We start from the raw sequence: 24,247 nt of genomic DNA on the forward strand, positions 1-24,247 counted from the left end.
GCGTGCTCGGCGACGGTTTGTGTATGGTGGTTGGAACTCATGAGCCATTCACACGCACGCATTCAACCCAAACAGCATTTTGAAATCCTCGATGGTCTGCGCGGCGTCGCGGCCATGATGGTGGTCTTGTTCCACATCTGCGAAACGTGGAACGGCGGCGACCACGCGAAACAGATCATCAACCACGGCTACCTGGCGGTGGATTTCTTCTTCATGCTGTCTGGCTTTGTGATCGCTTATGCGTATGACAGCCGCTGGAATCCTACCAACGGCCAACCAGGCATGACGCTGTGGGACTTCTTCAAGCGCCGCGTCATCCGATTGCAGCCGATGCTCATCATGGGCAATGTTCTTGGTGCGCTGTTGTTCTACTTCAGCGCCAGCCCTAAGATCTTTCCGATTGTCGCAACTACGTCAGTGTCGCGACTTATTCTGATCGCGCTCATCGGATGCACCGTCATTCCTATTCCGATTTCAATGGACATTCGTGGCTGGCAGGAGATGCATCCGCTGGCCGGCACGGCGTGGTCATTGTTCTTTGAGTACATCGCCAACATTGCTTATGCGCTGGGTCTGCGCAAGGTATCCAATCGCGTGCTCATGGTGCTTGCAGTGCTTTCCGCAGCATTGCTTACGCACTATCTTGTGACCACACCGCGCGGCGACATTACGGGCGGTTGGTCGGTGAATGCGATGGAACTCAAGATCGGTTTTCTCCGACTGGCTTTTCCATTTCTCGCGGGCATGCTCCTGCAACGCATGCACAAGCGCATTCATGTGCGGAATGCGTTCCTGTGGTGCAGCCTGCTGCTTGTCGTTACTTTCATCCTGCCGCGCTTCGGCACTACAGCCTCGCTCTGGATGAACGGTTTGTATGAGGCGATGGTCATTATCTTCGTATTCCCGATTGTCGTCGCGATGGGTGCGGGTGAGCAGATCAGCGGACGCACGGCGACGCACCTATGCCGTTTCTCAGGTGCAATTTCTTATCCGCTCTACATTACGCACTACTCGCTGATTTACATCTACACAGCCAAGGTGTACGACGGAAAGTTGACACCAATGCAGGGCGTGACATGGGGTGCGGCGTTGTTCGTCACCGCTGTGGCGATTGCCTATGCCTGCCTCAAGCTCGTCGACGAGCCAGTACGCCGCTGGCTGAATCGTCGCTTCCTGGTCACTGGCACTACGTCGCTTTAGTTCGAATCCATACATCATCTGCCCACTTCGCAAAGATTCATGCGGAGTGGGCTTTTTGACGTGGAACGAGGTTTCGCTTTGCGAAATTTTGGTCGATTATCACTTGACTATCCATAACCAAATGGTTATGGTTTCTTTCGTGCCACAAGCTAATGCCAATCTCGTGTTTCGCGCTCTTTCTGATCCGACTCGAAGGGCGATCTTCGAAGAGCTGATCAGAGAAGGGGAGCAGACGGTGCATGCGTTGACTCGCTTTGCTGGAGTCTCGCAGCCCGCTGTCTCCAAGCACTTAACGGTGCTCAAACAGGCAAAGCTGGTGCGGCATCGTCGCGCCGGGCGCGAGACACACTATCGCTCTCGCCCGGAAGCGCTGGAGCCTATTGCTGATTGGTTGCGGTATTACAGCGTGTTCTGGCGTGAACGATTCGACAAGCTTGAAGAAGTTTTGGAAAGGATGGAATGATGAGCAACTCCACAGAAACAAACCGTAGCGTTGTGATCGAGAGGAGCTTTCCGCATCCTCCTGAAAAACTGTGGCGCGCGCTGACAGAATCTGCGCTGCTGGCGCAGTGGCTTATGAAGAATGACTTCAGTCCTGAAGTTGGCAAGTCGTTTCAGTTCCGCGCTGAACCTGTGGCGAATTGGAACGGCGTTATTGACTGCGAAGTGTTGGCGATTGAGCCGCAGCGGAAGCTTTCGTACACATGGGGTTCCATGGGGCTGGGGAGTGTCGTGCTCTTTACGCTGACTCCGGAAGAGGGCGGTACGCACCTTCGCATGGAACAGTCTGGTTTCCGCGAGGATCAGGAAGCTGCGTTCCGCGGTGCGCAGTACGGATGGCAGAAGTTTATGGGCCAGTTGGAGCAGGTGCTGGCTGGGAGCGCTACGTAGTGGCGTCGAAGCGATGTGCCGTGGGTTTCTGGATCACCACGGCACTCTTCGCCATCCACATGACCTTTACGGCTTATGCGCAGTTGAAGTTGCCTCAAGTGGCTGCGGCATTCGCTCATCTTGGATTTCCAAGCTACTTCCGTGTTGAACTCTCGTGGGCCAAGTTTGCGGGAGTGATTGCGTTACTTGTGCCTATGATTCCAACGTGGATCAAGGAGTGGGCGTATGCAGGCTTTGCTATTACGCTTGTTTCCGCTGTGATTGCGCATCTTGCTGTGGGCGATGGTCCAGCGGCCTGGGGCTGGGCCGTGGGCGCGGGTGTTCTGCTGGGAATGTCCTATATCTTCTGGCGTTGCAGTCGAACTGCATAACAAGAGCATTCGTTTCCAGGCTGTGTTTGCCCGTGGAATCGCGTATCGTTTGAGTCATGCGTATTGTGTTGCATGCGCATGACTTGAGCGCTCATGAAAACGATAAGTAAATCCACCAAACTGGCACATGTTCTGTATGACATCCGTGGTCCCATCATGGAACGTGCCAAGCAGATTGAGGACGAAGGCCAGCAGTTAATCAAGCTCAACATTGGCAACCTGGCCGTGTTTGGCTTCAATGCGCCTGAAGAAGTCCAGCAGGACATGATTCGTAATCTGCCGAACTCAGCAGGTTATTCGGATAGCAAGGGCATCTTTGCCGCCCGCAAAGCCGTGATGCATTACACGCAGACGCAGGGTATTCAAGGTGTGACGCTGGAAGACGTCTACCTGGGCAATGGCGCCTCTGATCTGATTGCGATGGCAGTGAACGCGCTGCTGAATGATGGCGACGAGCTGCTGGTTCCAGCGCCGGACTATCCGCTGTGGACGGCTGTGACCAGCCTGTCTGGCGGCAAGCCCATGCACTACCTGTGCGATGAAGCCAACGGTTGGATCCCGGATCTGGATGACATTCGATCGAAGATCACGCCGCGCACCAAGGGCATTGTCGTTATCAATCCGAACAATCCCACAGGTGTGCTCTATCCCGATCACATTCTGCGCGGCATCGTTGCGATTGCTCGTGAGCATGGCCTGGTGATTCTGGCGGACGAAGTCTACGACAAGGTTTTATATGACGGCGTGACGCACACGGCGATTGCCAGCCTGTCCACGGATGTACTCACGCTCACGTTTAACTCGCTTTCGAAGAGCTATCGCGCCTGCGGTTATCGTGCGGGATGGATGGTGGTCTCTGGCGATAAGCTCGCTGCGAAGGACTACATTGAAGGCCTGAACATGCTGGCCAACATGAAGCTGTGTGCGAATGTGCCGGGGCAGTGGGCGATTCAGACGGCGCTGGGTGGCTACCAGAGTATTCATGACCTCGTGGGCGAGGGTGGACGGCTGCGTCGTCAACGTGACCTGGCTTACGAGTTGCTGACTGCGATTCCGGGTGTGACGTGCGTGCGGCCGCAGGCTGCGCTGTACATGTTTCCGCGGCTTGATCCGGAGCTGTATCCGATCAAGGACGACCGCCAGTTCCTGCTGCAGTTGCTGGAAGCAACGCGTGTGTTGCTGGTTCAGGGCACGGGCTTCAACTGGCCTCATCCTGACCACTTCCGCATTGTGTTCCTGCCGCATGAGCCGGATTTGCGCGAGGCCATTGGCCGCATCGCGAAATTCCTTGAGGATTACCGCAGGAAACACGGTAACCAGTAGAGAAGACAACAATGCTCACCCTTCGGGGTGAGCATTGTTGTCTTTAGCGGAAACTAATTAATGAACATGTTCAAAAAATGTTTGCATCCTTGTCGCAGATGACCGTATCTTAGTAATTGAACGCGTTCAGATTTCTTGCTTGAGCGCGTCGAGTCGGATGTGAGAGGAGCAATACTATGTATGTGCCTTTGGCTTACTTCGGTTATCTGATTGTCAGTGTCCTGCTTACGATTTGGGTGGGACGGACGCTTCATCGCAGCGGCAGGGTGTTCCTGGTGGATGCGTTTCACGGGAATGAACCTCTTGCAGACAGCGTGAACAACCTGTTGAAGATCGGGTTTTATCTAATCAATTTGGGTTACATCGCTTTGTATCTGCAGACTTATAACCCGCTACAAACACTGCGGCAGGTGATTGAGCTGGAGAGTGCGAAGCTTGGTGCGGTGGCATTGGTACTTGGTCTGGTGCACTTCGTGAATATCTTTATTCTGGCGAAGGTGCGTGGCCGGTCCGTTCATCCGGCGCGTATGTTTGAACGTCAGGTGCAGGCGTGAAACGCGCTGTGGCATCGGGAGACGTGTCCGTAACGGCGGCGCCTACGACTCAACGAAAGAGTGAGGAGACCCGCCGACGGATTCTGGATGCAGCGCTCGAGGTTTTTAGCGAGCGTGGTTTCGAGGCTGCCACCATGCGGGAGGTGGCGGCCAAGGCCGGGATGGCAGTAGGGGCAGCCTACTACTACTTCCCTTCGAAGGACGCCATTGTGCTGGCGTTTTATGAAGAGGCACAGCAGGAGATGCGTACCGCACTCGAAGCCGCACTGGCCCGAAGCCGATCGCTGGACGCTTCGCTGCGTACGATTATTCAGACCAAGTTCGACTACTTCGGAAAAAACCGGCCATTAGTAGGAGCTCTGGCCTCTCACGTAGACCCCAAACACCCTCTTTCTCCGTTTAGCGCGAACACGGCCCATATCCGTGAACAGGACCAACAGTTCTTTGAACGCGCGGTGGAACAGGCGAAGTTGAAGTTGCCGAAAAATGTGGCGCCCTATCTGCCACGGTTGTTGTGGATGTACCAAATGGGTCTGTTTCTGTTCTGGATCTATGACGAGTCTCCGGAACAGAGCCGCACCGGTGTGCTTCTCGAAAAGACATTGAAGATGCTGGTCATGACGCTGAAGCTTGCCGCACTACCAATCTTTCGTCCGTTTCAAAAACTTGCGGGCGAACTGTTGGAGGCGGTTTACGGCGGGTAAACAAAACGCTTCGTGGTTCCCGGCGAGAGTGGCCATGGGGGCCGGCTTCTGTCGAAGCACTTTCACCAGCATGGGGAGTGATCTGGTGAGGCGAATGCGCGAAGATGTCTCAGCAGGGGTTGGTGCCCCTGACCCTTGGGACAGCACCGGGATCTAACCGTTGATGCGGAACCTTGGTAGGTGGGCTGCATCGTTTTCTGTTTGCCTCGATCAATGAGCTTCTGTTGGAGTCACGCTAACGACCTTTCGCTCAATGAAACCCGGAGGAGGCAGGAAGGTAGAAGGATCCGGCTCTTCACGGCTAATACTTTGTGCTGTGAGTGTGTACGTGCCGCTTCGTGGGTCAGAGCCGCTGGCGCTCAGTTGAAGGTTGAATTCTTTGGACATGCAGTGTTCGGATACGTTCGTGATGGGACGGTCGTTACCGAGCACGCCTATTGGATACACAACGGTGGAACGAGTGGCAAGGCAGGCGAAACCCTGCACTTCCTGCATGCCGAGCGATTCGTTTGTTCGTTGCAGTTTCGGAGCCGGCCGAGTTGTGGATGGAGAGGATTGGTGCGGCACATCGGTAGCGTTCGGGCTATGCATTGTGCTCACGGTATAAGTCGATTCCATGTGGTCGCCAATTACCCAACTGAAGGTGACCTTCTTTACAGGATCGAAAATCAGGACATTGGTCCGGGGAGAGTCCCCGATGTCTGAGTTTACGAAGTAGTCGACACGCGTGCGCCCCTGACTGTCGCCATAATGCTTCTCGCGAGAGACTCGTACAATGTGCGTGCCGTCGGCCAGCGTCTGCTCTCGCTTTTCTTCGATTTCGATGATGTAGGGATGACGCGTGGCCGGCCGTGCTGGATTGCCCTGTTGTGCGAAACCAGGGACTGCCATAAGAAATAAACCTGCTGCGAATGAAAACCGCGAACGCATCAGCCACGCCTCCGGGTGAGACGTGGCGATTATAGCCACTTGCCGTCTTGTTACGGCAGCGTTTTCACGCCAGTGCTAGCCGTTGATTGTGGTGAGTGTCTTCTGCAGGCTGTCGCCGTCTTCCACGTTGAGCATCTTCTGTGCGCGGTCGATCTGGCGCATCAGGCCGCTGAGGACTTTGCCGGGCCCTACTTCGATGAAGGTGGTTGCGCCGCTGGTCTTCAGTAGCTCTACGCATTCCACCCAGCGAACGGCACCGGTCACCTGGCGAATCAGGCAGTCGCGGACATCCGCGCGGCGGCTGATCATGCGGGCGTCGACATTGCTGGCGACGGGAATCTGCGGGTCGAGAATGACAACGCGTTCCAGTTCCGCTGCCAGGCGTTCGGCGGCGGGTTCCATCATCTTGCAGTGGAAGGGCGCGGAGACGGGCAGGGGCACTACGCGCTTGGCTCCGGCTTCTTTGCAGAGTTCGCCTGCGCGGGTGACGGCGGAGGCTTCGCCGGAGATGACGGTCTGTTCGGGCGCGTTCATGTTCGCGGGAGCCACGATGCAGTTGTGCTCGTCACTGGCCTGCTGGCAGAGTTCGCCGATGCGTCCTGCGTCGAGGCCCAGGATGGCGGACATGCCACCCTTGCCCGCTGGGACGGCTTCCTGCATGAACTGACCGCGTAGACGCACGGTACGGACGGCGTCGGCGAAGGTGAGGGTTCCGGCGGCGACGTGGGCACTGTATTCGCCCAGCGAATGGCCAGCGGCCATGGTCGCGGTGACGCCGTGGTCGGCAAGGACGCGTGCGGCGGCCACGGAGACGGTCAGAATCGCGGGCTGGGTGTATTCCGTGAGCTTCAGCTGGTCTTCCGGGCCTTCGAAGCAGAGTTGCGACAGGCTGTAACCCAGGGCGTCGTCGGCTTCCTCAAAAACGGCTTTGGCGGCGGGGAATTTTTCTACCAGATCGCGGCCCATGCCGACGCTTTGCGAACCCTGTCCAGGGAAGAGAAATGCGATGCTCATCGTTCGTATGTCCTTGCTTTTTCAAGAGGAAACCCCACGCTCGCGGCGGAACGTGGGGCCTCGGTTTATTCGGATGTGTCTAGATGCCGACGCCGAACTCCAGGTCGGGCGTCTGATCGCCCGCGTGGGCGTAGTAGTCGTAAGGGGTGCGACGGTTCATCTTGTAGCGCACACGCAGCTCGCGGCCTGCGAGAAGTCCAAGCGTCAAAACGCCCACGCCACCAGCAACCCATGCGGCGGTGACGGCCAGTTTGTGCGACTTCGACCGGGGGAGTGCAGCCTCAACAGCCGCAGGAATCTGGGAAAGAGTTTCCTGGATACGTGCTTCGATTTCTTCCAGTTTTTTGCGGCGACTGCGAGACAGCTTCATGCGGAACATCATAGCGCACCCCCGTGTGCGATGGCAGTGGGTGAGACGCACGAAAGGCAACAGGGTTGGCTGTCGCGTATCTGCGTGGGCATGTTTCTGTTCGATATGCGACTCGTGGGAAGAAAGCGGGTCTCACTGGATATGGGTTTTATCCGTACGCTTTCGACCTTGACCGCTGCTGCCGTTCTGGCTGTGGGAGCTGTTTGCCTGGCAGCCCAGAGCGCGCCTCCGCCATCTGTGGCTGCCGCTCCACCGGTTGGGTGGGCACCAAACTTTGGCGATGTCATTAGCAGCAATACATCGCAGACCTCGTTTACCTTTGACCGCAACATGCTGTCAGCGGCGGACCAGTTCTTTGCCAATAGCGATCCGGAGACGCGTCGTGTGGTGGCCGGGCTGAACAGCATTACCGTGCGGACGTTTCACGCGAAGGATTTCGCGCGGTACGATCCCGGTGCGTTGGGCATGATTGACGCACAGTATCGCGCTGCTGGATGGAAGCACCTGGTGAACGCTAATGGTGCGGCGTCCGTGAATATGACGGATATGTGGCTGCACTTTCAGGGAACGAACATCACAGGCGTGACCGTGCTGACGCGCGGCGACCGGAACATGAGTGTGGTCAGTGTGGATTGCATGCTGCGGCCGCTGGATCTACTGCATCTGAGCGGACACTTCGGGATTCCGAAGGTAGACGAGAACGCCGTCATGGTGCCGGCACACTAGGCGGTTCTCAGTGTTGAACAAGTGAGGCAGGGTTCAAGAGGTAGGAGTTGCCGGATTTGCGGGTGTCGAAATGCTTATATGGACTCCGACATAGGGCAGGCCGCGGGAGAGAGGGAGTGGAGGTACTTCCCGGTTCTCGCGGCCTGTCTGACCCTGGAACGGGTCTAGGAGTACTTTTAGGCTACTCCTGTCTAAGACGTTTGGCACATAAATCTTTTCCACCAGTGGCCGTTTGACGCCATTTGTAACAGGATTTTCACGCCTGGGCGGGTGAGAACGGCGCACGCGTGTTGCCGTTGTTTCTAACTGCCTTCTGGGCCTTTCGTTGTGCTTCGATCTCAGACCCTTTTATCGGCTCTCGGTTGCCGTTGGCGGCGGGAAGAGCCAGGTGACTGACCGCTGCTGCAAAGCGGGTGGAGCATTCCGGAGCGACGCCAACCAGCCGCGCGGCGAGCCATGCCTGCGGTGTGATGGTGATCTCTGCCCGGCGTTCTACGGTGGCGCGGAAGATGGTGCGGGCTGCGGCGCGAGCAGCAACGGAGATGCCGGGCATCGTGGCGCCGAGTTTGAACCAGCGATATTCCTTCTCTGCGTTGCCAACCACATCCACCTGCACCTGCGAGCCGGTACGCATGAGGCCAGGGCAGACGGTGAGCACGTGGACGCCCTTGTGGCGAAGTTCAGCATGCAGGCCTTCGCTGAGGCCAACGAGGGCAAATTTACTTGCGACGTACGGCAGCAGGTGCGGTACGGCAATCTTGCCGCCGATGCTGGCAATGTTCACGATCTGTCCTGCTTTTCGCTCCAGCATCTGCGGCAGTACGGCCTGGATGGCGTAAAGCTGGCCGAAGAAGTTGATGTTCATAGCGTCGCGGAAGGCTTCGGTGGGTTGGTCTTCAAACGGACCTACGGTGATGATCCCGGCGCAGTTGATAAGGATGTCCACCCGGCCGTAGCGCTCGGTTGCGTCGGCGATCATCCGTTCGCAGTCTTCTTTCAGGCTGATGTCGGCAGTGATGGTGTGGGCCGTGCCGCCGTTCGGGATGGCACAGTCGCGCATCAACGAGCCGAGGGCTTCCCGTAGTTCGTTATCCTTACGCGCGACAAGCACCAGGTGCGCACCGCCGAGGCCGAATTGGCGCGCAATTTCCAGTCCTAAGCCGCGGCTGCCGCCAGTGATGAGGACGACCTTGCCGCGCACTGCCGCGTCGCGCTGGTGGGCCTTCCACGCTTCACAGGCTGCAACGCCTGCGCCGAGCATCCCCAGGGCCAGGTTGATTTTCATGCCGTGTTTACGCGCCTGTCGTTTTGCAAACCAGATGCCCGCTTTGCCGCCGAGTTTTAACGCTTTGCCGACCATGCAGGGTCAGACGCCGCCGGGTTCATTTGCCGTTGCGTGTGGCGTGGAATATCTATAGTGCGGAAACGGCATCCAAATCAGTAAAATAGGGGCACCCGTCATGGCTACCAAGCGACGTTCCAAAGGCGCGTACATGATCTCCGCAGTATCGGAGATGTATGCCATTCATCCTCAGACGCTGCGCCTGTATGAGCGCGAAGGCTTGTTGCGCCCCTCTCGTTCCGAGGGCAACACCCGGCTGTACACCGATGAGGACCTGGAGCGGCTGGAGTTCATCCTGAATCTGGCTCGCGATCTGGGTGTGAATATTGCAGGCATTGCCATCATCCTGCAGATGCGCGAACGCATGGAGCAGATGAACAAAGACATGCAGAACTTTGTGAGCTACATGCGCGACGAAATGTTGAGCCGTATGCAGCAGCCACGCAGTAATGAAGCAGGTCTGGTGCCGCTGCGTCGTCCCGTGCTGGTAGGTAAGCCGGTCGTGGTGAAGTCTGCCACATCGAAGAAGCGGGGATGAGCTTCGTTTCGCTGTCGCAGCTCACAGGGACTGGTCTTGTTTCGCGCATCTTGTTCTGGATTGCAGCGCTGGGTTCTCTGACAGCTTTGATCTTCTGCGGCATGGCCGTTGTAGCTGCGTTGCGGTTTGCTGCAAGGCACAAGCGTGTTCTGCAACGGAAGGAATTGTTCACACCTCCGTTGAGCGTATTGAAGCCCTTGCACGGCGCCGAGCCGGGGCTGGAACGAAACATCGAAAGCTTCTTTCAGCAAAACTATCCCGCACCATACGAGATTCTTTTCTGCGCACGTCATCAGGACGATGCAGGCCTCCAGATTGCGCGTGAGGTAGCTGCGCGTTATCCCGATCGCCCGGTGCGCTTCATTGCGGGCGGTGAACCGCTGTATCCCAATCCGAAGATGTTTTCGCTTGGAGTGATGAGCGATGCGGCAACGTATCCGCACCTGATCACCTCGGATGCAGATGCGCGTGTGTCCCCCGACGCGTTGTTGCGTTGTGTTCAGTCGCTTGCGCCCGGACACAACGTGAAGGGCCATCAAGTGGTGCTTGGATCGTGTTTGTACACGGGCTATGTGGATCGCGGCAGTTTGTTTACATGGCTCGATGCGGTGGGTAAGAGCGTGGAGATGGGCGCGGGCGTGCTGATTGCGGACATGCTGAGCGGTACCGACTTTGCGCTGGGACCGCTGCAGATCCTTGAGAAGAAAACGTTCCTCGACGCTGGCGGATACGAAGACCTGGGCCACTATTGGGCAGAGGATTTTGTGCTTGGACATCGGCTTGCCGAACAGGGCAAGGGCGTGGAGATGAGTACGCATGTGATCAAGCTGATGGTGGCGGACCAGGGCATGGCTCGCTCGTTTCGTGATCAGCTTCGATGGATGCAGAGCACGCGCAGGTCACGTCCAGCAGGCCACTTCGGAACAGGTCTCACGTTTGCCATGCCGTTTGGATTGCTCGGGTTTGCGCTGGAGTCTTCGCTCGGCAACTGGTGTGCTGCAGGGGTGTTTCTTGGTCTTGCGCTTGTGAATCGCTGGCTGCAGGCGTTTACCATGTTGCGCGTGTTGGGTGCCGAGCGCATCGTGTTTCAGACGCTGGTCTATCCGCTACGCGATCTGCTTGGTTTTGTTGTGTGGTGCTGCAGTTATCTACCTGCGGACACGCGCTATCACGGTACTCAGTTTCGCATTATGCCGGATGGGCGTTTGAAGGCAGAAGGCTAAAGGCGAAGCAGGCCGCGGAATCCTCTCGCACGATAAAACGATGGTGGCGTGTTGTGATACACGAAGACGCGGCCAAAGCGTCGGTCACCGAATAGTCCTCCGCCAAGCTTCACGAACTCTGCTGGGGCCTTGATCCAGCTTTGTGATTTCAGGTCGAATTCGCCGAGCTTCTGCAACGCGAAGTACTGTTCTTCATCCAGCGGCTCAATGCCCATGTCGGCTGCGATGTCTAACACGCACCCGATAGGCTGCAGTCCTTCTTTGAGGCGCTTTTCATAACCCTTGCGGTCGTAGCAAATATTGCGGCGGCCTTCCGGGCTTTCGGCGGAGCAATCGCAGAAGATGATCTCGCCTGTCTTTTCATCGCGGCCAATCACGTCGGGCTCGCCGCCACTTTCTTCCATTGCGAAGAGCGAACGCAGGGCAGCGTTGTTCTTTTCGAGCTTTGCTTCGACGTCACTCCATGCGAGTTTTGCATGGCGCTTGGTGTTCTTTTCAAAGCGCTCTTTCAGCGTGGAGAGCAATTGTGTGCGTTGCTGCTTTGAGAGTGCTGCAGGTGCCATGAATGTGATCTCGCAGGAATATCGCGGCTCGGATGCATTCGAACACGGCCACACGCTTCCGCATGGAATGGTATCGCAGCGGCTTGTTCGTTAACGATTCGTGAGAATCATCTTGCCGCCGGATGTGGCGAAAAGATGTACCGTGCCAAAGTGTTGCAGGTCTGCAATGCGCGATTGCTGATAGGTCAGCAGGTACACGTGTTGTGTTCCGCTCCACGCTTTGTGCAGGCTGTTCTCATCTTCAAAGATGGGCGGAGCATCCGGCCAGAACGAACCGAACCACGGGCCATTCACACGGCCATTCACAAGCTGCAATGGATGCCGCGTGTAAAAGAGCAACGTGGAGCCGCTGGTGAGTTCACCGTCAAGCATCACGGCATCGTCAGGCTGCACCACCTTTGCAAGCTCCACGGCCAGGCCCTTCGATCCGATGATGGGATAGAAGCGGTCAAGGCCGCCATGCACCGCGAGCAACACACCGCACATGCTCACTGCGAGGACCGCGTTGGCTGCGCGCTCTCGATTGGCAATGCGACGATTGCCATGTCGCCGTATCCACCATGCGATGGGGCCAACGCCGAACATGGACACAGCCATGATGGCCAATGGCGCGCGGAAGAAGCCCATCGCGCGCGTGGTGAGGTCATGCAGATGGCCCAGCGCCAGGTTGTACTGATCCGGGTTGCTGGTGAGCAGTTCGCTGATGTCTGCACCGGGGCGTGCCGCAGGCGAGATGGCCGCAAGCGTGCCGCAGATGCCGGCGATGAGCATTCCTAGGGGCAACAGAAACCATGTATGCGCGCGGAGAATGTTGCGTCGCAGATGCGGATCGCCGTGTTCTGCTCCGGCAACAACACCGCCAGCCATCAGCGCGAGTGCAGGCAGCGCAGGCAGAGAGTAGTACTCCTGCCGCGAGCTAAGCGTGAAGAAGCCAAGCACCATGCCGCTCCACAGCAACACCGTCAAAGCGGCCTGCTTGCGTTTAGAGCTTTCCATGGGACGGTCGCGCCACATGCGCGCGTACTGCGTCCAGGCAGCGGGCAGGAAGGCGACCCACGGCATGAGCCACAGGAAGAACATCAACCAGAAGAGCGGGATGGGAACTTGGCCGTAATCATGCGGGATGCGCAGACCACGGAAGCGCATGAAGTGTTCGTTGATGATGTAGAACCAGAACCACCCAGCGCGCGCAGGAAGCCCTGTACCCGCGGGCATGGGGATCGCAGGATTACGCAGCGCCGCAAGGATGTGCCACGGCAACGCGACAACGGCGAAGAGTAGCAATGAAGTAAACAGCGGCAGTTTTAGTAGCCGCTTACCCTGCTTTGTCAGCAACGCATAAATCACCACAAAGCCGATGGGGAACACAATGCCGATGAGTCCCTTGGTGAGCAGGTTCAATCCCATCACGACGCCGAAGGCCCACGTGGCCATGCGTGCAGTGCGCATCTGTCCGTTGCGGATTCCATCCAACGCAATGAGGAAGAGGTGCACACCCAGCGCCATCCAAAGCGCGTTCATGATGTCGGGAATGTAGAAACGCGTGAAGAGGTATGGTCCAAGGCTGGTAGCCATGGCGAGCGCTGCATAGAAGCCGCCGCGTTCTCCAAAAAGTTTGCGGCCCAGCGCATATACAGAGAGAAAAAGTCCCAGCACCATCAATGACAGCGGCAGGCGTGCCGCCCAGTCATGTGGGCCGAAGAGCTTCATACCGCCAGCGGCCATCCAGTACATGAGCGGCGGTTTGTCGAAGAAGCGGACACCGTCCACGTACGGCGTGACGTAGTCGTGGCGCTGCAACATCTCGCGTGCGGCTTCAATGTAAATGGAGTCCACATCGTCTAACAGACCGGGCGTGAACAGACAGCCGAGGTGCAGTATCAGCCAGATGGCTACCAATACGGCGATGGAACGGCGGTTGAGCGGGCCGGCAGATGACTGCGAATCCGTGGAGGGTGAAGACGACAGTGGTTCAGACAACGTCACCGATTCATCTTATGGGTAACGGGCACCTTATGCCGCAGAAAGGCGAAGGATGCCGCGTTTCATACACGTTCGGCGATAATATGAACGGTCACTGTTTGGCCGGATTTTTTGCAAAAAGGCGTTCATGCAGGCACAGCGGCGTAGTTCTTTGCGGACAGGGCACATTGCTTTTCTCGCAATCCTTTGGTTTCTGACACAGTTCGCGGGCATTTTCGGACCGCCGCTGCTGGACGACGTGGATTCCATCCACACCGAAGCAGCGCGCGAGATGATTACGCGCCACGACTACGTCACGCTGTACGTAGACGGCATCCGCTACCTGGATAAGCCGCCTCTGCCGTACTGGCTGGCGGCGGGTGGCGCGCAGATCTTCGGCATGCACGACTGGGCATTCCGTCTGCCATTGGCGCTGTCCGTGCTGGTGTTGATCCTGTACGTGTATAGCTTTGGCACACGGCTGTTTGGAGAGCGGTCAGGCTTTTATGCAGGTCTGGCGATGGCCACGTGTATTGGCCCTTACATCTTCACGCGATTCTTCATTCCCGACGTGATGGTGGCGTTGTGGATGACCATATGTGCAGACCTGATTCTGCGCATGGTGGATTCCATTCGCGCAGAAGGCAGAGCGAAGACGTGGCACGCGGTGTTGTTTGCACTGGTATGTACGGCGGGCATGTTGACCAAGGGACTCATCGGCATCGTCTTCCCTCTGGGTTTGCTGGTGCTGTATCTGCTGGTGATCGGTGAGCTGAAGATGCTGTTGAAGATGCGCGCGGGCATCTTTACAGTGGCGTTTCTTGTGACCATGTTGCCGTGGCACATTCTTGCGTGGCAGCAGAACGCTCCCAGCGGCGGAGCGAAGGGTTGGTTCTGGTTTTACATCGTGAACGACCAGATCAATCGTTATCTGAATAAACGTATCCCGCGTGACTATGACAAGGTGCCGCTGCTGACCTTCTGGGCGTTGCTGGTGGTCTGGCTGATGCCATGGGGCGTGTTCCTGTTTGGAGCAGCGCGCCGTTGGTGGGAACGCAGAGCAGCATGGCGCAATGGCGGACCCACGGTGATGTTGCTGCTGTGGGCGGCGATGATCCTGCTGTTCTTCAGCTTCTCCACACGCCAGGAGTACTACACACTGCCCGCTGTGCCTGCGCTGGCGCTCCTGGCGGGGCATTATCTTTCCGACGCGGAGTCGCGCGAATCAAAGCGTTCGCGGTGGTTCTATGCGGCGCTGTTCTTTGTTGCTGCGATTGCGGCTATTGTTTGCATCGCGCTTGCAGTAGTAGCAAAGGCTCCTGCTCCGGGGGCGGACTTATTTGAAGCACTGCAGCAGCATCCGGATGATTACCGGCTTTCGTTTGGTCACCTGTTTGATTTCACAACGAATGCGTTTGGCTTCTTCCGTGTGCCGCTGATCACCATGGCAGCGAGCCTGTTGCTGGCAACAGGTGTACCGCTGTTCCTGAAATTGCGTGGCAAGACGTTTGCCGCGAATGTCGTGCTGGCCTTAGGTATGTGTGGCGTGTTGGGCAGCGTGCATGAGGGGCTGCGAATCTTCTATCCCATCCTTGGGTCGGAGCCGCTGGCTCGCGTGATTCAGCAGCACTGGGATCCTGCCGCGCGCATTGTGATTGACGGCGAGTATTCCAATGGCGACTCCATCAACTTCTACATGGGGCAGCCTGTGTACATGCTGAACGGGCGCGTGAATAACCTCTGGTACGGCTCGCTGTATGCGGATGCGCCGCATCGCTTTGAGGATGATGCTTCGTTCCTGGCGTTGTGGAATGGCGGGGCGCCGGTGTTCTTCGTAACGCATGATGCGAAGCGCATGCACGAGTGGCAGGCCGCACATGGCGGCACCTTGATTGGATCGTCTGGCGGGAAGTATGTTCTGCTGAACCGCAGTTAAGTGCGTCTTGGTGGTAATGAGAAACGGGCGACTGCTCTCCGCAGTCGCCCGTTTGTACTTGGTGGTGTCTTTGCCTAAGAGGTGAGGCTCGTTTCGCGATCGTGCCCGCTGATCATGTGCGCGATGCTGTAATCGCTCTTCTGGCCCCGCTTGTTCAGCCAGAGCAGCATCTCGCCGATGAGACCGCCCATGAAGCACTGAATGCCCGCCACAATGAGCAGTGCGGCTGCGAGCATTAACGGGCCGTGGTGCAGCATGACGTGACGGTCGCGGAAGAGCCACTCATAGATCAGGCCCACTGACATGATGCCTCCGCTGCCGATCAGCGCAAGTCCCCACGATCCGAAGAAGCGCAGCGGCTGCTGCAAATAGTTCAGCAGGAAGTGGATGCGCAACAGGTCGAAGAAGACAGGAATGACGCGGCCAATTCCGTAGCGCGACTTGCCGTAACGGCGGGGAATGTTGCGGATCGCCAACTGGCATACGCGTGCGCCCTGCAACGATGCGAGTGCGGGAATGAAGCGTTGCATGCCGCCATAGAGTGGGACTTCGCGCAGGAGTGATGTGCGATACGCCTTGTATCCACCACCGAAATCGTCAATCTCTACGCGCGAAAGTTTGCGCATGAAGTAGTTGGCAATCTTCGATGGGATGCGACGAACCCAAAGGTTATCCACTCGCTTCTCGCGCCATCCACACACAATGTCGTAGCCCTCTTCCACGCGTTTGATGAAACGTGGCAGGTCGGAGGGGTCATGTTGCAGATCGCCATCCATGGTGATGGTGATTTCGCCGGTTGCCATCTCAAAACCCGCGGCCAGACCGGCGGTTTTGCCATAGGTGCGACGGAACTGGATGACGTTCACAGTGGAGTCGATGGAGGCAAGCTCGCTCAGCAGCTTGAAGGTGCGGTCGCGACTACCGTCGTCCACGAAGATGATCTCGTAGCTCTTGCCGTTGGAAGCGATCTGTTCCAATTCGCTCTTCAGGCGCGTGTACAGTTCGGAAATTGCGTCTTCTTCGTTGAGTAAAGGAATGACGATTGAATAGTCCATGTCGTTCACGCGTCCTGCATGTGTGTATTGCGCTTAAGACGGTAAAGACGCACGCAGTGATTCAACTCTGGCGAGCAATGGCGCAGATCGGCATGGCGATGGCAAACCATGTATGTTGCTTAGGGAAGTCTTAACTCGGTCCTGAAGGATGCCAATGCCAACGTTTGCCGCCATCGACATCGGCTCCAACTCCTGCCGTCTTGCTATCGCCAATGTGGAACAGCACCGGATCAAGGTGTTTCACCAGGATCGCGAAGTGGTGCGGCTGGGCGAAAGCGTTTTTGAAACCGGTGAAATATCACCAGACGCCATGGCGAACACCATCCGCGCCCTGAAGCGTTTTCAGAAGGCGGTACAGGCTCAGGTGGTGGATCGCGTGCGTGTGGTGGCGACGTCTGCCATGCGTGATGCCCGCAACGCTGCGGCGTTTACCGCGTGGGTGAAGTCCGCGACGGGATGGACGGTGGAAGTTGTCTCCGGCCTGGAAGAGGGAAGGCTGATTCATCTTGGCGTGGTCTCCGGCGAACCCGGGGCACGCGGCAAATGCGTGATGATCGACCTTGGCGGCGGCTCCTGCGAGGTTACGTTGAGCGACAACGGACGTATCCAGCAGATGGTGTCGTTGCCGCTTGGATCGGTGCGTCTGCAGCAGGAGTTTTTGCACAGCGATCCGCCTTCGGCAGACGAGTTGCGCCAGCTCCACATTTACATTGAGCGCGAGATGCGCAAACTGGAACGCAAGCTGGGCAAACCGGATGTGCCGCTTGTCATTGCAACATCGGGTGCGGCTTCGGCCCTGGCAGAAGCAACGCAGAGCACGCTTTTGACTAAACCGAAGGCGAAGGTCGTTCGTGCAGGAAAGAAGTCTGCCGCAGTGAAACGCGTGGCGAGTAAGGTTGGCCACCTGGAAGCCGATACGACATGCGTGCGCAAGCTGGCGAACCGCCTGGTGAAGATGAAGAACAGCGAGCGCATGGTGGTGCCAGGTATCGGACCGAAGCGCAGCGAAATCATCATTGGCGGCGCCTTTGTGTACGCGTCCATTCTGGAGCGGCTGGAGCTGAACGGGTTTCGCTATTCATCGTTGGGATTGCGTGACGGCATCCTGGCGCAGATGCTCTCTGACTCTGACGAACGTGCTTCCGTCCACCGTGCCGTGGAGCAGGAACGTTGGGAGGGCGTGCTGCAGGTTTGCCGCCGATACAACATCGACCTGAAGCGCGCAGATGCGGTGCGTGCGGATGCAGTGAAGTTGTTCGACGCGTTGGAGCGTGTGCATGGCATGTCGCCGGATCTGCGTGAGTTACTGGCCGCTGCGGCAATGATGAACGAAGTGGGTAAGTTTATGAACCACCAGGGGCATCATCGCCACGCGCAGTACATCATTGAGAACTCGGAAATCTTCGGTTTCTCGCCAGCAGAACGCACCATCATGAGCGCGATTGCGCGTTACCTGGGCAAGAGCCGCCCGGATGGGATGGATCGGCCGCTACGCGCGGTTCCGGTGGAGATGCAGGCGGATGTGGTGCGCTGCGTTGTGCTGTTGCGCCTGGCGATTGGGCTGAATCAGAATCGCGCCACGCAGCCGGTACACGTGAATGTGCGTGTGTATCCCAAGCGCGTGTTGTTGGTGCTGAGTGCCGCAAAAGGCGGTGCGGAGCTGGAGCAGTGGTCGCTGAAGAAAGAAGCGCCTTACTTCCGCGAAATCTTCCGGCGCGACCTTGTCGTGGAGTTGGCGTAAAGCGTACGGATGACGCGTGGGTCCAGCATCCATTGCATCGTCGCAGCGCCGCGTTCCAGGTTCAGTTTTGCAATGGCACCTTTACGCAGACGAATGGATGCAGGCGGACGGCTGGCGCGTGTCTGCTGCGCGGGCTGCATCAATGTGCCGAGGAACTCGACCAGATTGGGGCTGTGGCCTACCACCAACAGCGACTCGACGCCACTGCACTCCATGAGCAGCTTTTCAAACTGGGCATAGGTAGCGGCAGGTGCAAGCGCGTCGCTTAGAACGATCTTCTGTTCGTAGCCCGTTTCCGTGCCAACGAGCGATGCGGTCTGCAGGCTACGCTTCAGAGGACTTGAGACGATCATGTCAAAGCTGACATTCATGCTGGTAAGCGTATTGCCCAGCAGAAGACAGTCGCGCTTGCCCGCTTTATCCAGCGGACGCTTTACATCGAGGACCGGGTTTGATCGGCGTTGACCAGCCGACGCATGTCGCAGCATGTACAGGTTCATTGCAGCTCTGATTTTATGCTTTTGGCTATGTTTGCGTTGTCAGCGCGCTGCCACAACTCGCTGATGAGTAGTCCGCCGAGGCTTGTCTGCTGTTGCTGCATCTGCCATCCGTTGCGGTGGAGGATTGGTCCATGTGTGGGTAGTTGTTGCGCGCGCAGGCCGGTGAGGAGCCGAAAGGCGAGATAGAGGAGCCGCACGATGAGTCGCGATGGAAGGCGCATGGCGCCGTGATCGGGGATGTGGAAGTCGGAGATAACCCAGCGGGCATCGGCAGTGGCGCAGAGGGCGGCGTCGTGCGCGATGTGCTCCACTTCCGCGTCGTTCAGGCAGTCGAGGAAGAAGTGAGTGACGATGAGGTCGAAGTGGTTTCGCGGAAGTGATTCGGAAAGCCCGTTGTTCAGTGCTGTGCAGAATGTTTGTATGCGACGCTCCGCACCAACCGCAGCGCAACGTTTTTTGAGTGCGTGCAGCATGCCTCCGCTGGCATCGATCGCGACTGCGTCCGCTGCTGTTGCCTGCCGCAATAACGCAGCGGTGAAACGGCCATCCCCATCGCCTAGCAATAAGGCGTGTCGCGTGTTGCGTAGTACCGGGAGGAAGTGGAAACGGCAATTTTCCAGCGCGGTGCCGAAGCTGAGATATTCCATCCAGCGGTAGGGCTTCGCCAGGCGATCGAAGCCACTCATTGGATGTATCGCATCAGCGGCCACAGGATCAGAGGCGTGAGCAGTGCGGCATCGGCAAGTGCACGCATGCGCACTGCGGAGACGCGTGGCTCGAGGAGATCTAATGCACGAAGCAGCAAGGCTGCCGTCACAATGGCAAGAGCCACTGCGCGCGCTTGCGGGACGAAAACGGCGATGGCGGCACCGGTAATCGCGAAGGCCAACGTGGCGCCTCGGAAATGATTGACAGCCCACGCTGTTGCACGGTCGGTGGCTGCCGACTCGGATCGCGCGATGCGAACACAGTTGAGCCAGCAGAGCACACCGAATGTTGCGACGCATAGCCACTCTGCCGGATGGTTGTTGTTGAGAAGGCTCGGTGCGCCAATGGCGACGGCAAAAAACAGTCCCACCATCCATTCCTTCGCAACTCGAAGCTTCAGCCAGTGAACGGCAGCCGCATAAGCGATCAAGGGTAGGACAAGGAGCAACCACGCGAGGCGCACAGTGTGCGGAACCTCCGCTAGCAGGGCGAGGACCGTCGGGACCGCGAAGCCAATAGCAACGAAGAAGCCACGAGCATGTCGGGCGTGGAAGCGGTGACGGTCTTCCAGTGACGATGCCTCGTGCTGCGAGTCGCTGAGGCGGTCTGCGGCGTAGAAGATCCAAACGGCAAGTGCGAGCGCCACAGGAGCGGTCCACGGCAACGCGACATGGAAGGAGGCCGCAAAGAAGGCAGTCCAAACGGCGGCCACAGTGGGGGCGTCCAGACTTAGAAGATGCCAAATCTCCAGAGGTGCCCGGCGCGCATGGCGTCCCGTGCTTTGAGCGGCGATGGCAGTGGTAGCCACCCTTCCAGTCTATCGAGTCTGAGAGGCGGGGGCGCGGTAAACGCCCCGCCATTTCAGGATTTCCAATCGGCGGGGTCCAGATCCGGGAAGAGGTTGTCCACGCGTTCCAGTTCCGTCAGCGTGGCTTCTTCCTGCTCTGTCAGTGCGCGATTTTCATTGATACCGGACCACATCGCCTGCAGTTGGGAGAAAGCGTCGGCGTGTTCGCGGAAACGCTTCTCAGCATAGTCACGGGCGGAACCGGTGGTGATCAGCATCGGCCAGTCACTCGATTCCATCAGCAAAAGTTCGCGGCACATCTGGCGCGCCACACGTCCCGCCTGCCCCTTAGCAGTCCACTGCGGCGTTTGTGAGGCGTCGCGCAAGGCAAGCTGTGCGGCGTAAACGGTGCTCAGCAGTGACGAGGTTTCGTTGTTCAGCCAAACGCTGTTGTCACCGTCCGTGCCCCACGATCCTTCGGACATGCGCACGCGGCCCGCAGTGCCGTAATGCGCAAGATATTCCTCAGTGGTGGTGGGGTGAACGCCATGCGACCCGTTGTGCAGGATGCGGAAGACGTTGCCCAGGAACTGCATTCCTTCATGCCACCAATGTCCGAAGAGTTCCAGGTCAAACGGAGCGCAGAGCAGCAGCGGAGCGTTGTCGGGGCTCGGCTGCGAACGCAGAGTGTCGGCGACCAGCGAAACGAAGTGTTCGGCGTGAACGCGGGAGCGTTCCTGAGCGGCTTCCGGATGGTAGGGTTCCTTGCCTTCCATGCCAAGTCCAACACCCGTTACGCGCCAGTAGCGATGTCCGCCGGGCCAGCGCTTCTTGTGGAAGTCCAGATAGGAGAAGTCGCCAGGATAGCCAGCTTCCGGGCTCCACACCTGCGCGGTGGTACGTGGATCGCGGGCCAGCACTGCCACGTTGCTCTCGCCAATGCGATACGGACGATAGAGCGAGGGAGAGGCCTCTGAGGTACGCAGCCCATCGTCGATTCGCTCCGCGTTTTCAACCAGATGGGCGTCGACAAAGGTAAATCCCAGGCCAGCATCCTCGAGTGCGGTTTCTGAACCAATGCGTTGCGTCGCCTGCCAGGCTTCGCTGCGGCCCTCAGGAGCGACCGGAAAATGCCATTTTCCGCCGGGACGGTATCCGAACTCGGGCAGCCATGCGCCAGTGGTGTCGGAGCCAATCAGTTTGCGGTGCGCGCGTACGGCTGTCCGGAAATGTGCCAGCACGCTTTCATCGGTGCCCAGTAGAGGAACGTAACCATGGGTCGCCGCAGAGGTTATCAGTGATAACGAGCCGGTCTGCTGCGCGGCACGGAACCCGGCGATAAGGTCGCCGTCCAGAATCTGGAGTTCTTCCAGCGAATGGGTGAAGAATCGCTCCCAGTGACGCGCGAGCCCCAGCATATGTGGCTCGTTGGCGAGTTCGAAGAAGCCGGCGTCTTCACGCGCTGCGGCAATCTTGCGCTCCAGATAGGCTGGCAGCTCGGCGCGAAAATCGGGGTGCGCCAGTTGCTGCAATAGAACCGGAGACAGGCTCACATTCATGTGGACCGGGATGCCCTCATCCTGCAACATGCGCAACATGCGCAGCAAGGGCAGATAGGTTTCAGCAGCAGCTTCCAGCAGCCATTCCAGCCCATGAGGCCATGTGCCGTGATGCAGTACGTACGGAAGATGGGCGTGCAGCACGAAGCTGACATAGCCAGCTGTGCCGGGGAGATGTTTTTTCATGCAGTCTGTGTTCTCGCGCCGATCGTGTAGGGGCAGTACGGCTTCCTAAGAGCCACGGAAAGTGATTCACGGACGTTCGCCAGCATCGTAGCATCGGCCTTCGCTAATTGGCTGGCAAGGGTCATGCCCGTGTAGATGCAAAAGGCCGGCGAAATGGTTCGCCGGCCCCTTGTTACTCACCCTGCTTGTACGTGCGATTAACGGTTCTGCAGTCCGCTTCCGTCCCCGCCAGCCGCGTGTGTTGAGGTGCGTACCGCGACAGCATTTGTCAGGCTGAACCGAACGACGCTTTCGCTGGGAATCTGCACCTGCTCACCGCGTGTAACGGCGTTGATGCCAGCGCCGGTACCGCCGCCTGCCGCAGCGCCGATGGCTGCGCCTTTGCCGCCGCCAAAGATGCCGCCAAGGACTGCGCCTGCCGCAGCGCCTACGCCGGTCTTAATGGCGGTGTTCTTGCCGCGGCCCTTGCCTTCCACGCTGTAGGGCGTGACCGCCAAGGGGATGTTCTGGCCGCGTACGGTTACACCCGTGAGTTCCACAGTAAGCAGCGAAGATCCTTTGAAGTGAGCGGCTTCGTGGACTTCCGTGACGGTTCCGGAGACCACCGCGCCACGTGGAATGACCAGCATGCCGTCCTGCACGATGTCCGTCGCCACAGCGCCGGAGAAGCGGTCGCCCTGCTGCGTGCTGGCGCTATCCAGCGTCTGGGTCACGCGTACGGGGATCGTGGTGCCAGAGGGAATTGTGATGGTGCGGACCACTGGCTGGGGTGGCGGTGGTGGCGGAGCGGGCTGCTGGACCGGAACGGGAACTGGTGCGGGTGCTGATGCCCGTTCGATGGGAGCAGGCGCCGGCGCGGGAGTGTTGCGTACTGGCGGCGGTGGCGGAGTCTTCTTGGCCACGACAGCTACCTTCGGTGCGGGAGCGGTCTGTGTGGGGACTTCCGGCTGAGGTGTAATCGCAGCGGCGCTTACCGGAGGTGTTGCGGGGTTGACGGTGATGTTGTTCACCACCTGGCGGACACCTGTGACACCCGCTGCATCATTGGCGGCAAGGGTACGCGCTGCAGCGTTGCTGACGTTTCCGCTCAGGGTTACCGAGCCATTGGCCGTGGATACCTGGACCGGTTCGTTGGCCAGACCGCTTTCAGACGCAATCTTCTGCTGAACCTGCGAAGTTAGTGTGGCGTCGTCAACAGGTGCTGCCTGTTTGCAACCTGTTACGCCAACCAGCAATACGGCAGCGAGTGCAATGTGGTTCGTAAACCGGATGCTCATACTCATCAGAACTCTCCTGGAATCTCTGCACGATCTTCGCCCTTCTTGCGGCGGTGTGCGAGATTTTCGTGCATATATCGGGAAGCGCAGTCCCTGTTAAGCAATAGGACGCGCCCCAATTTGTTTCGGCTTCTGTTTTATCTCGGTTTTGACATTCCGTGCGGGTTTCTTCAGGGGGCAGCTAAGTCGGCAACCCGGTTGCATTCTCTCGCATCCGTGAGAACTGGGATAGGCTTATCAGGTCTCTGGGAGCGCTGAAGCATGTAGGCTCAAACCCAGGACTGATGTGCACGATTCCCGTGCCGCAGGAATCCCGGCAGTGTTAGATATTGATTTCAGGAGAAGACGAGATGGCAGACGATAACATGAGCGGTCTGGGATGGTTCCTTGCGGGACTTGGTATCGGTGCGCTGGTGGGTGTGCTGTACGCGCCGAAGAGCGGCCGTGAAACTCGCGAAGACCTTGCTGCGCAGGCTCGCGATGCGAAGGAAAAGGCTAACCAGTATGTGGACCAGGGCCGCGATCAGATCAACGATTACGTGGACAAGGGTCGCGAGTACTACGACAAGGGCCGCACGCAGTGGAGCCAATACGTCGACAAGGGCAAGGACTTCCTCGCCCAGCAGCAGGACAAAGTCGCTTCTGCCGTGGATACCGGCAAACAGATTTATCAAGAGAAAGTCGAAAGCCAGACTTACTAAAGACCTACTAAAATCGAAACGCAATCAACCAGAGCCCGCGACCCGCACGTTCGCGGGCTCCTGCTCTTTACGCCAATTCTGTAAGT

25 protein-coding genes are annotated in these 24,247 nt (G+C 58.1%); 13 read left to right on the forward strand and 12 right to left on the reverse strand.

The window, feature by feature from the left end:
• The first annotated feature begins 39 nt into the window (after nucleotides 1-39).
• The 7 genes from BLT38_RS00890 to BLT38_RS00920 all read left to right on the forward strand — a co-directional run bounded on the left by BLT38_RS00890 (nucleotide 40) and on the right by BLT38_RS00920 (nucleotide 5,043).
• Complete coding sequence (locus BLT38_RS00890; RefSeq protein ID WP_083343489.1) at nucleotides 40-1,200, forward strand: acyltransferase family protein; 1,161 nt, start codon at nucleotides 40-42, stop codon at nucleotides 1,198-1,200.
• Nucleotides 1,201-1,255: 55 nt separating this feature from the next.
• Nucleotides 1,256-1,663, forward strand: coding sequence for an ArsR/SmtB family transcription factor (locus tag BLT38_RS00895; RefSeq protein ID WP_231966663.1), 408 nt, complete (start codon nucleotides 1,256-1,258; stop codon nucleotides 1,661-1,663).
• On the forward strand, nucleotides 1,663-2,091 hold the full coding sequence (locus BLT38_RS00900; protein WP_083346849.1) for an SRPBCC family protein: 429 nt from the start codon (nucleotides 1,663-1,665) through the stop codon (nucleotides 2,089-2,091). The genes BLT38_RS00895 and BLT38_RS00900 overlap by 1 nt, the downstream gene beginning before the upstream one ends.
• Nucleotides 2,091-2,462 (forward strand): DoxX family protein, encoded by a 372-nt coding sequence (locus BLT38_RS00905; protein ID WP_231966664.1) that lies wholly within the window; start codon nucleotides 2,091-2,093, stop codon nucleotides 2,460-2,462. Before BLT38_RS00900 ends, BLT38_RS00905 begins: the two co-directional genes overlap by 1 nt.
• Nucleotides 2,463-2,555: 93 nt before the next feature.
• On the forward strand, nucleotides 2,556-3,785 hold the full coding sequence (locus tag BLT38_RS00910; protein ID WP_083343491.1) for a pyridoxal phosphate-dependent aminotransferase: 1,230 nt from the start codon (nucleotides 2,556-2,558) through the stop codon (nucleotides 3,783-3,785).
• Nucleotides 3,786-3,961: 176 nt separating this feature from the next.
• On the forward strand, nucleotides 3,962-4,339 hold the full coding sequence (locus BLT38_RS00915; RefSeq protein ID WP_083343492.1) for a hypothetical protein: 378 nt from the start codon (nucleotides 3,962-3,964) through the stop codon (nucleotides 4,337-4,339).
• A 23-nt stretch (nucleotides 4,340-4,362) separates the two neighbouring features.
• Nucleotides 4,363-5,043, forward strand: a complete 681-nt coding sequence (locus BLT38_RS00920; RefSeq protein ID WP_231966665.1) for a TetR/AcrR family transcriptional regulator — start codon at nucleotides 4,363-4,365, stop codon at nucleotides 5,041-5,043.
• 210 nt (nucleotides 5,044-5,253) lie between these two features.
• Here the strand turns inward: BLT38_RS00920 and BLT38_RS00925 are convergent, their stop codons facing one another.
• The 3 genes from BLT38_RS00925 to BLT38_RS00935 form a co-directional block, all read right to left on the reverse strand.
• Nucleotides 5,254-5,934: a hypothetical protein gene (locus BLT38_RS00925; RefSeq protein ID WP_156784970.1), complete on the reverse strand. Its 681-nt coding sequence runs from the start codon at nucleotides 5,932-5,934 to the stop codon at nucleotides 5,254-5,256.
• Nucleotides 5,935-6,048: 114 nt separating this feature from the next.
• Nucleotides 6,049-6,987 (reverse strand): ACP S-malonyltransferase, encoded by a 939-nt coding sequence (fabD, locus tag BLT38_RS00930; RefSeq protein ID WP_083343494.1) that lies wholly within the window; start codon nucleotides 6,985-6,987, stop codon nucleotides 6,049-6,051.
• Nucleotides 6,988-7,066: 79 nt separating this feature from the next.
• Complete coding sequence (locus tag BLT38_RS00935) at nucleotides 7,067-7,357, reverse strand: hypothetical protein (protein WP_231966666.1); 291 nt, start codon at nucleotides 7,355-7,357, stop codon at nucleotides 7,067-7,069.
• Nucleotides 7,358-7,498: 141 nt separating this feature from the next.
• Between BLT38_RS00935 and BLT38_RS00940 the strand changes: the two genes are divergently transcribed.
• Nucleotides 7,499-8,083, forward strand: coding sequence for a hypothetical protein (locus tag BLT38_RS00940; protein ID WP_231966667.1), 585 nt, complete (start codon nucleotides 7,499-7,501; stop codon nucleotides 8,081-8,083).
• Between the two features lie 256 nt (nucleotides 8,084-8,339).
• On the opposite strand, the gene BLT38_RS00945 is transcribed toward BLT38_RS00940, so the two are convergent.
• A complete protein-coding gene (locus BLT38_RS00945) occupies nucleotides 8,340-9,368 on the reverse strand; it encodes an SDR family NAD(P)-dependent oxidoreductase (RefSeq protein ID WP_231966668.1) in 1,029 nt (342 codons plus the stop codon).
• A 175-nt stretch (nucleotides 9,369-9,543) separates the two neighbouring features.
• Here BLT38_RS00945 and BLT38_RS00950 point away from each other — a divergent pair, with 175 nt between their 5' ends.
• A complete protein-coding gene (locus BLT38_RS00950) occupies nucleotides 9,544-9,963 on the forward strand; it encodes a MerR family transcriptional regulator (RefSeq protein WP_083343497.1) in 420 nt (139 codons plus the stop codon).
• Nucleotides 9,960-11,186 (forward strand): glycosyltransferase, encoded by a 1,227-nt coding sequence (locus BLT38_RS00955; RefSeq protein ID WP_083343498.1) that lies wholly within the window; start codon nucleotides 9,960-9,962, stop codon nucleotides 11,184-11,186. Before BLT38_RS00950 ends, BLT38_RS00955 begins: the two co-directional genes overlap by 4 nt.
• Here BLT38_RS00955 and BLT38_RS00960 read toward each other — a convergent pair.
• Together BLT38_RS00960 and BLT38_RS00965 are read right to left on the reverse strand one after the other, a co-directional pair.
• Nucleotides 11,183-11,749, reverse strand: a complete 567-nt coding sequence (locus BLT38_RS00960; protein WP_083343499.1) for a DUF4256 domain-containing protein — start codon at nucleotides 11,747-11,749, stop codon at nucleotides 11,183-11,185. The genes BLT38_RS00955 and BLT38_RS00960 overlap by 4 nt on opposite strands.
• Before the next feature lie 90 nt (nucleotides 11,750-11,839).
• Complete coding sequence (locus tag BLT38_RS00965) at nucleotides 11,840-13,735, reverse strand: ArnT family glycosyltransferase (RefSeq protein WP_083343500.1); 1,896 nt, start codon at nucleotides 13,733-13,735, stop codon at nucleotides 11,840-11,842.
• Nucleotides 13,736-13,859: 124 nt separating this feature from the next.
• Here BLT38_RS00965 and BLT38_RS20845 point away from each other — a divergent pair, with 124 nt between their 5' ends.
• Entirely contained in the window at nucleotides 13,860-15,647 is a 1,788-nt protein-coding gene (locus tag BLT38_RS20845; protein ID WP_083343501.1) for an ArnT family glycosyltransferase, read from the forward strand.
• Nucleotides 15,648-15,721: 74 nt separating this feature from the next.
• Here the strand turns inward: BLT38_RS20845 and BLT38_RS00975 are convergent, their stop codons facing one another.
• The gene (locus tag BLT38_RS00975; RefSeq protein ID WP_231966669.1) at nucleotides 15,722-16,702 is read right to left on the reverse strand and encodes a glycosyltransferase family 2 protein; all 981 of its coding nucleotides are present in this window, start codon (nucleotides 16,700-16,702) and stop codon (nucleotides 15,722-15,724) included.
• Nucleotides 16,703-16,856: 154 nt separating this feature from the next.
• On the opposite strand from BLT38_RS00975, the gene BLT38_RS00980 reads away from it, so the two are divergent.
• On the forward strand, nucleotides 16,857-18,443 hold the full coding sequence (locus tag BLT38_RS00980; protein ID WP_083343502.1) for a Ppx/GppA phosphatase family protein: 1,587 nt from the start codon (nucleotides 16,857-16,859) through the stop codon (nucleotides 18,441-18,443).
• Here BLT38_RS00980 and BLT38_RS00985 read toward each other — a convergent pair.
• The 5 genes from BLT38_RS00985 to BLT38_RS01000 form a co-directional block, all read right to left on the reverse strand.
• Complete coding sequence (locus BLT38_RS00985; protein WP_083343503.1) at nucleotides 18,395-18,943, reverse strand: SixA phosphatase family protein; 549 nt, start codon at nucleotides 18,941-18,943, stop codon at nucleotides 18,395-18,397. The two genes, BLT38_RS00980 and BLT38_RS00985, sit on opposite strands and share 49 nt — an antisense overlap.
• On the reverse strand, nucleotides 18,940-19,629 hold the full coding sequence (locus BLT38_RS20630) for a class I SAM-dependent methyltransferase (protein ID WP_172838097.1): 690 nt from the start codon (nucleotides 19,627-19,629) through the stop codon (nucleotides 18,940-18,942). The genes BLT38_RS00985 and BLT38_RS20630 overlap by 4 nt, the downstream gene beginning before the upstream one ends.
• Complete coding sequence (locus tag BLT38_RS20635; RefSeq protein WP_172838098.1) at nucleotides 19,626-20,459, reverse strand: hypothetical protein; 834 nt, start codon at nucleotides 20,457-20,459, stop codon at nucleotides 19,626-19,628. Before BLT38_RS20635 ends, BLT38_RS20630 begins: the two co-directional genes overlap by 4 nt.
• A gap of 53 nt (nucleotides 20,460-20,512) precedes the next feature.
• Complete coding sequence (locus BLT38_RS00995; RefSeq protein ID WP_083343505.1) at nucleotides 20,513-22,183, reverse strand: 1,4-alpha-glucan branching protein domain-containing protein; 1,671 nt, start codon at nucleotides 22,181-22,183, stop codon at nucleotides 20,513-20,515.
• Between the two features lie 197 nt (nucleotides 22,184-22,380).
• Complete coding sequence (locus BLT38_RS01000; protein WP_083343506.1) at nucleotides 22,381-23,466, reverse strand: BON domain-containing protein; 1,086 nt, start codon at nucleotides 23,464-23,466, stop codon at nucleotides 22,381-22,383.
• 344 nt (nucleotides 23,467-23,810) lie between these two features.
• Between BLT38_RS01000 and BLT38_RS01005 the strand changes: the two genes are divergently transcribed.
• The gene (locus BLT38_RS01005) at nucleotides 23,811-24,161 is read left to right on the forward strand and encodes a YtxH domain-containing protein (RefSeq protein ID WP_083343507.1); all 351 of its coding nucleotides are present in this window, start codon (nucleotides 23,811-23,813) and stop codon (nucleotides 24,159-24,161) included.
• Nucleotides 24,162-24,247: the final 86 nt, after the last annotated feature.

Source organism: Terriglobus roseus, assembly GCF_900102185.1.
Lineage (GTDB): Bacteria > Acidobacteriota > Terriglobia > Terriglobales > Acidobacteriaceae > Terriglobus > Terriglobus roseus_A.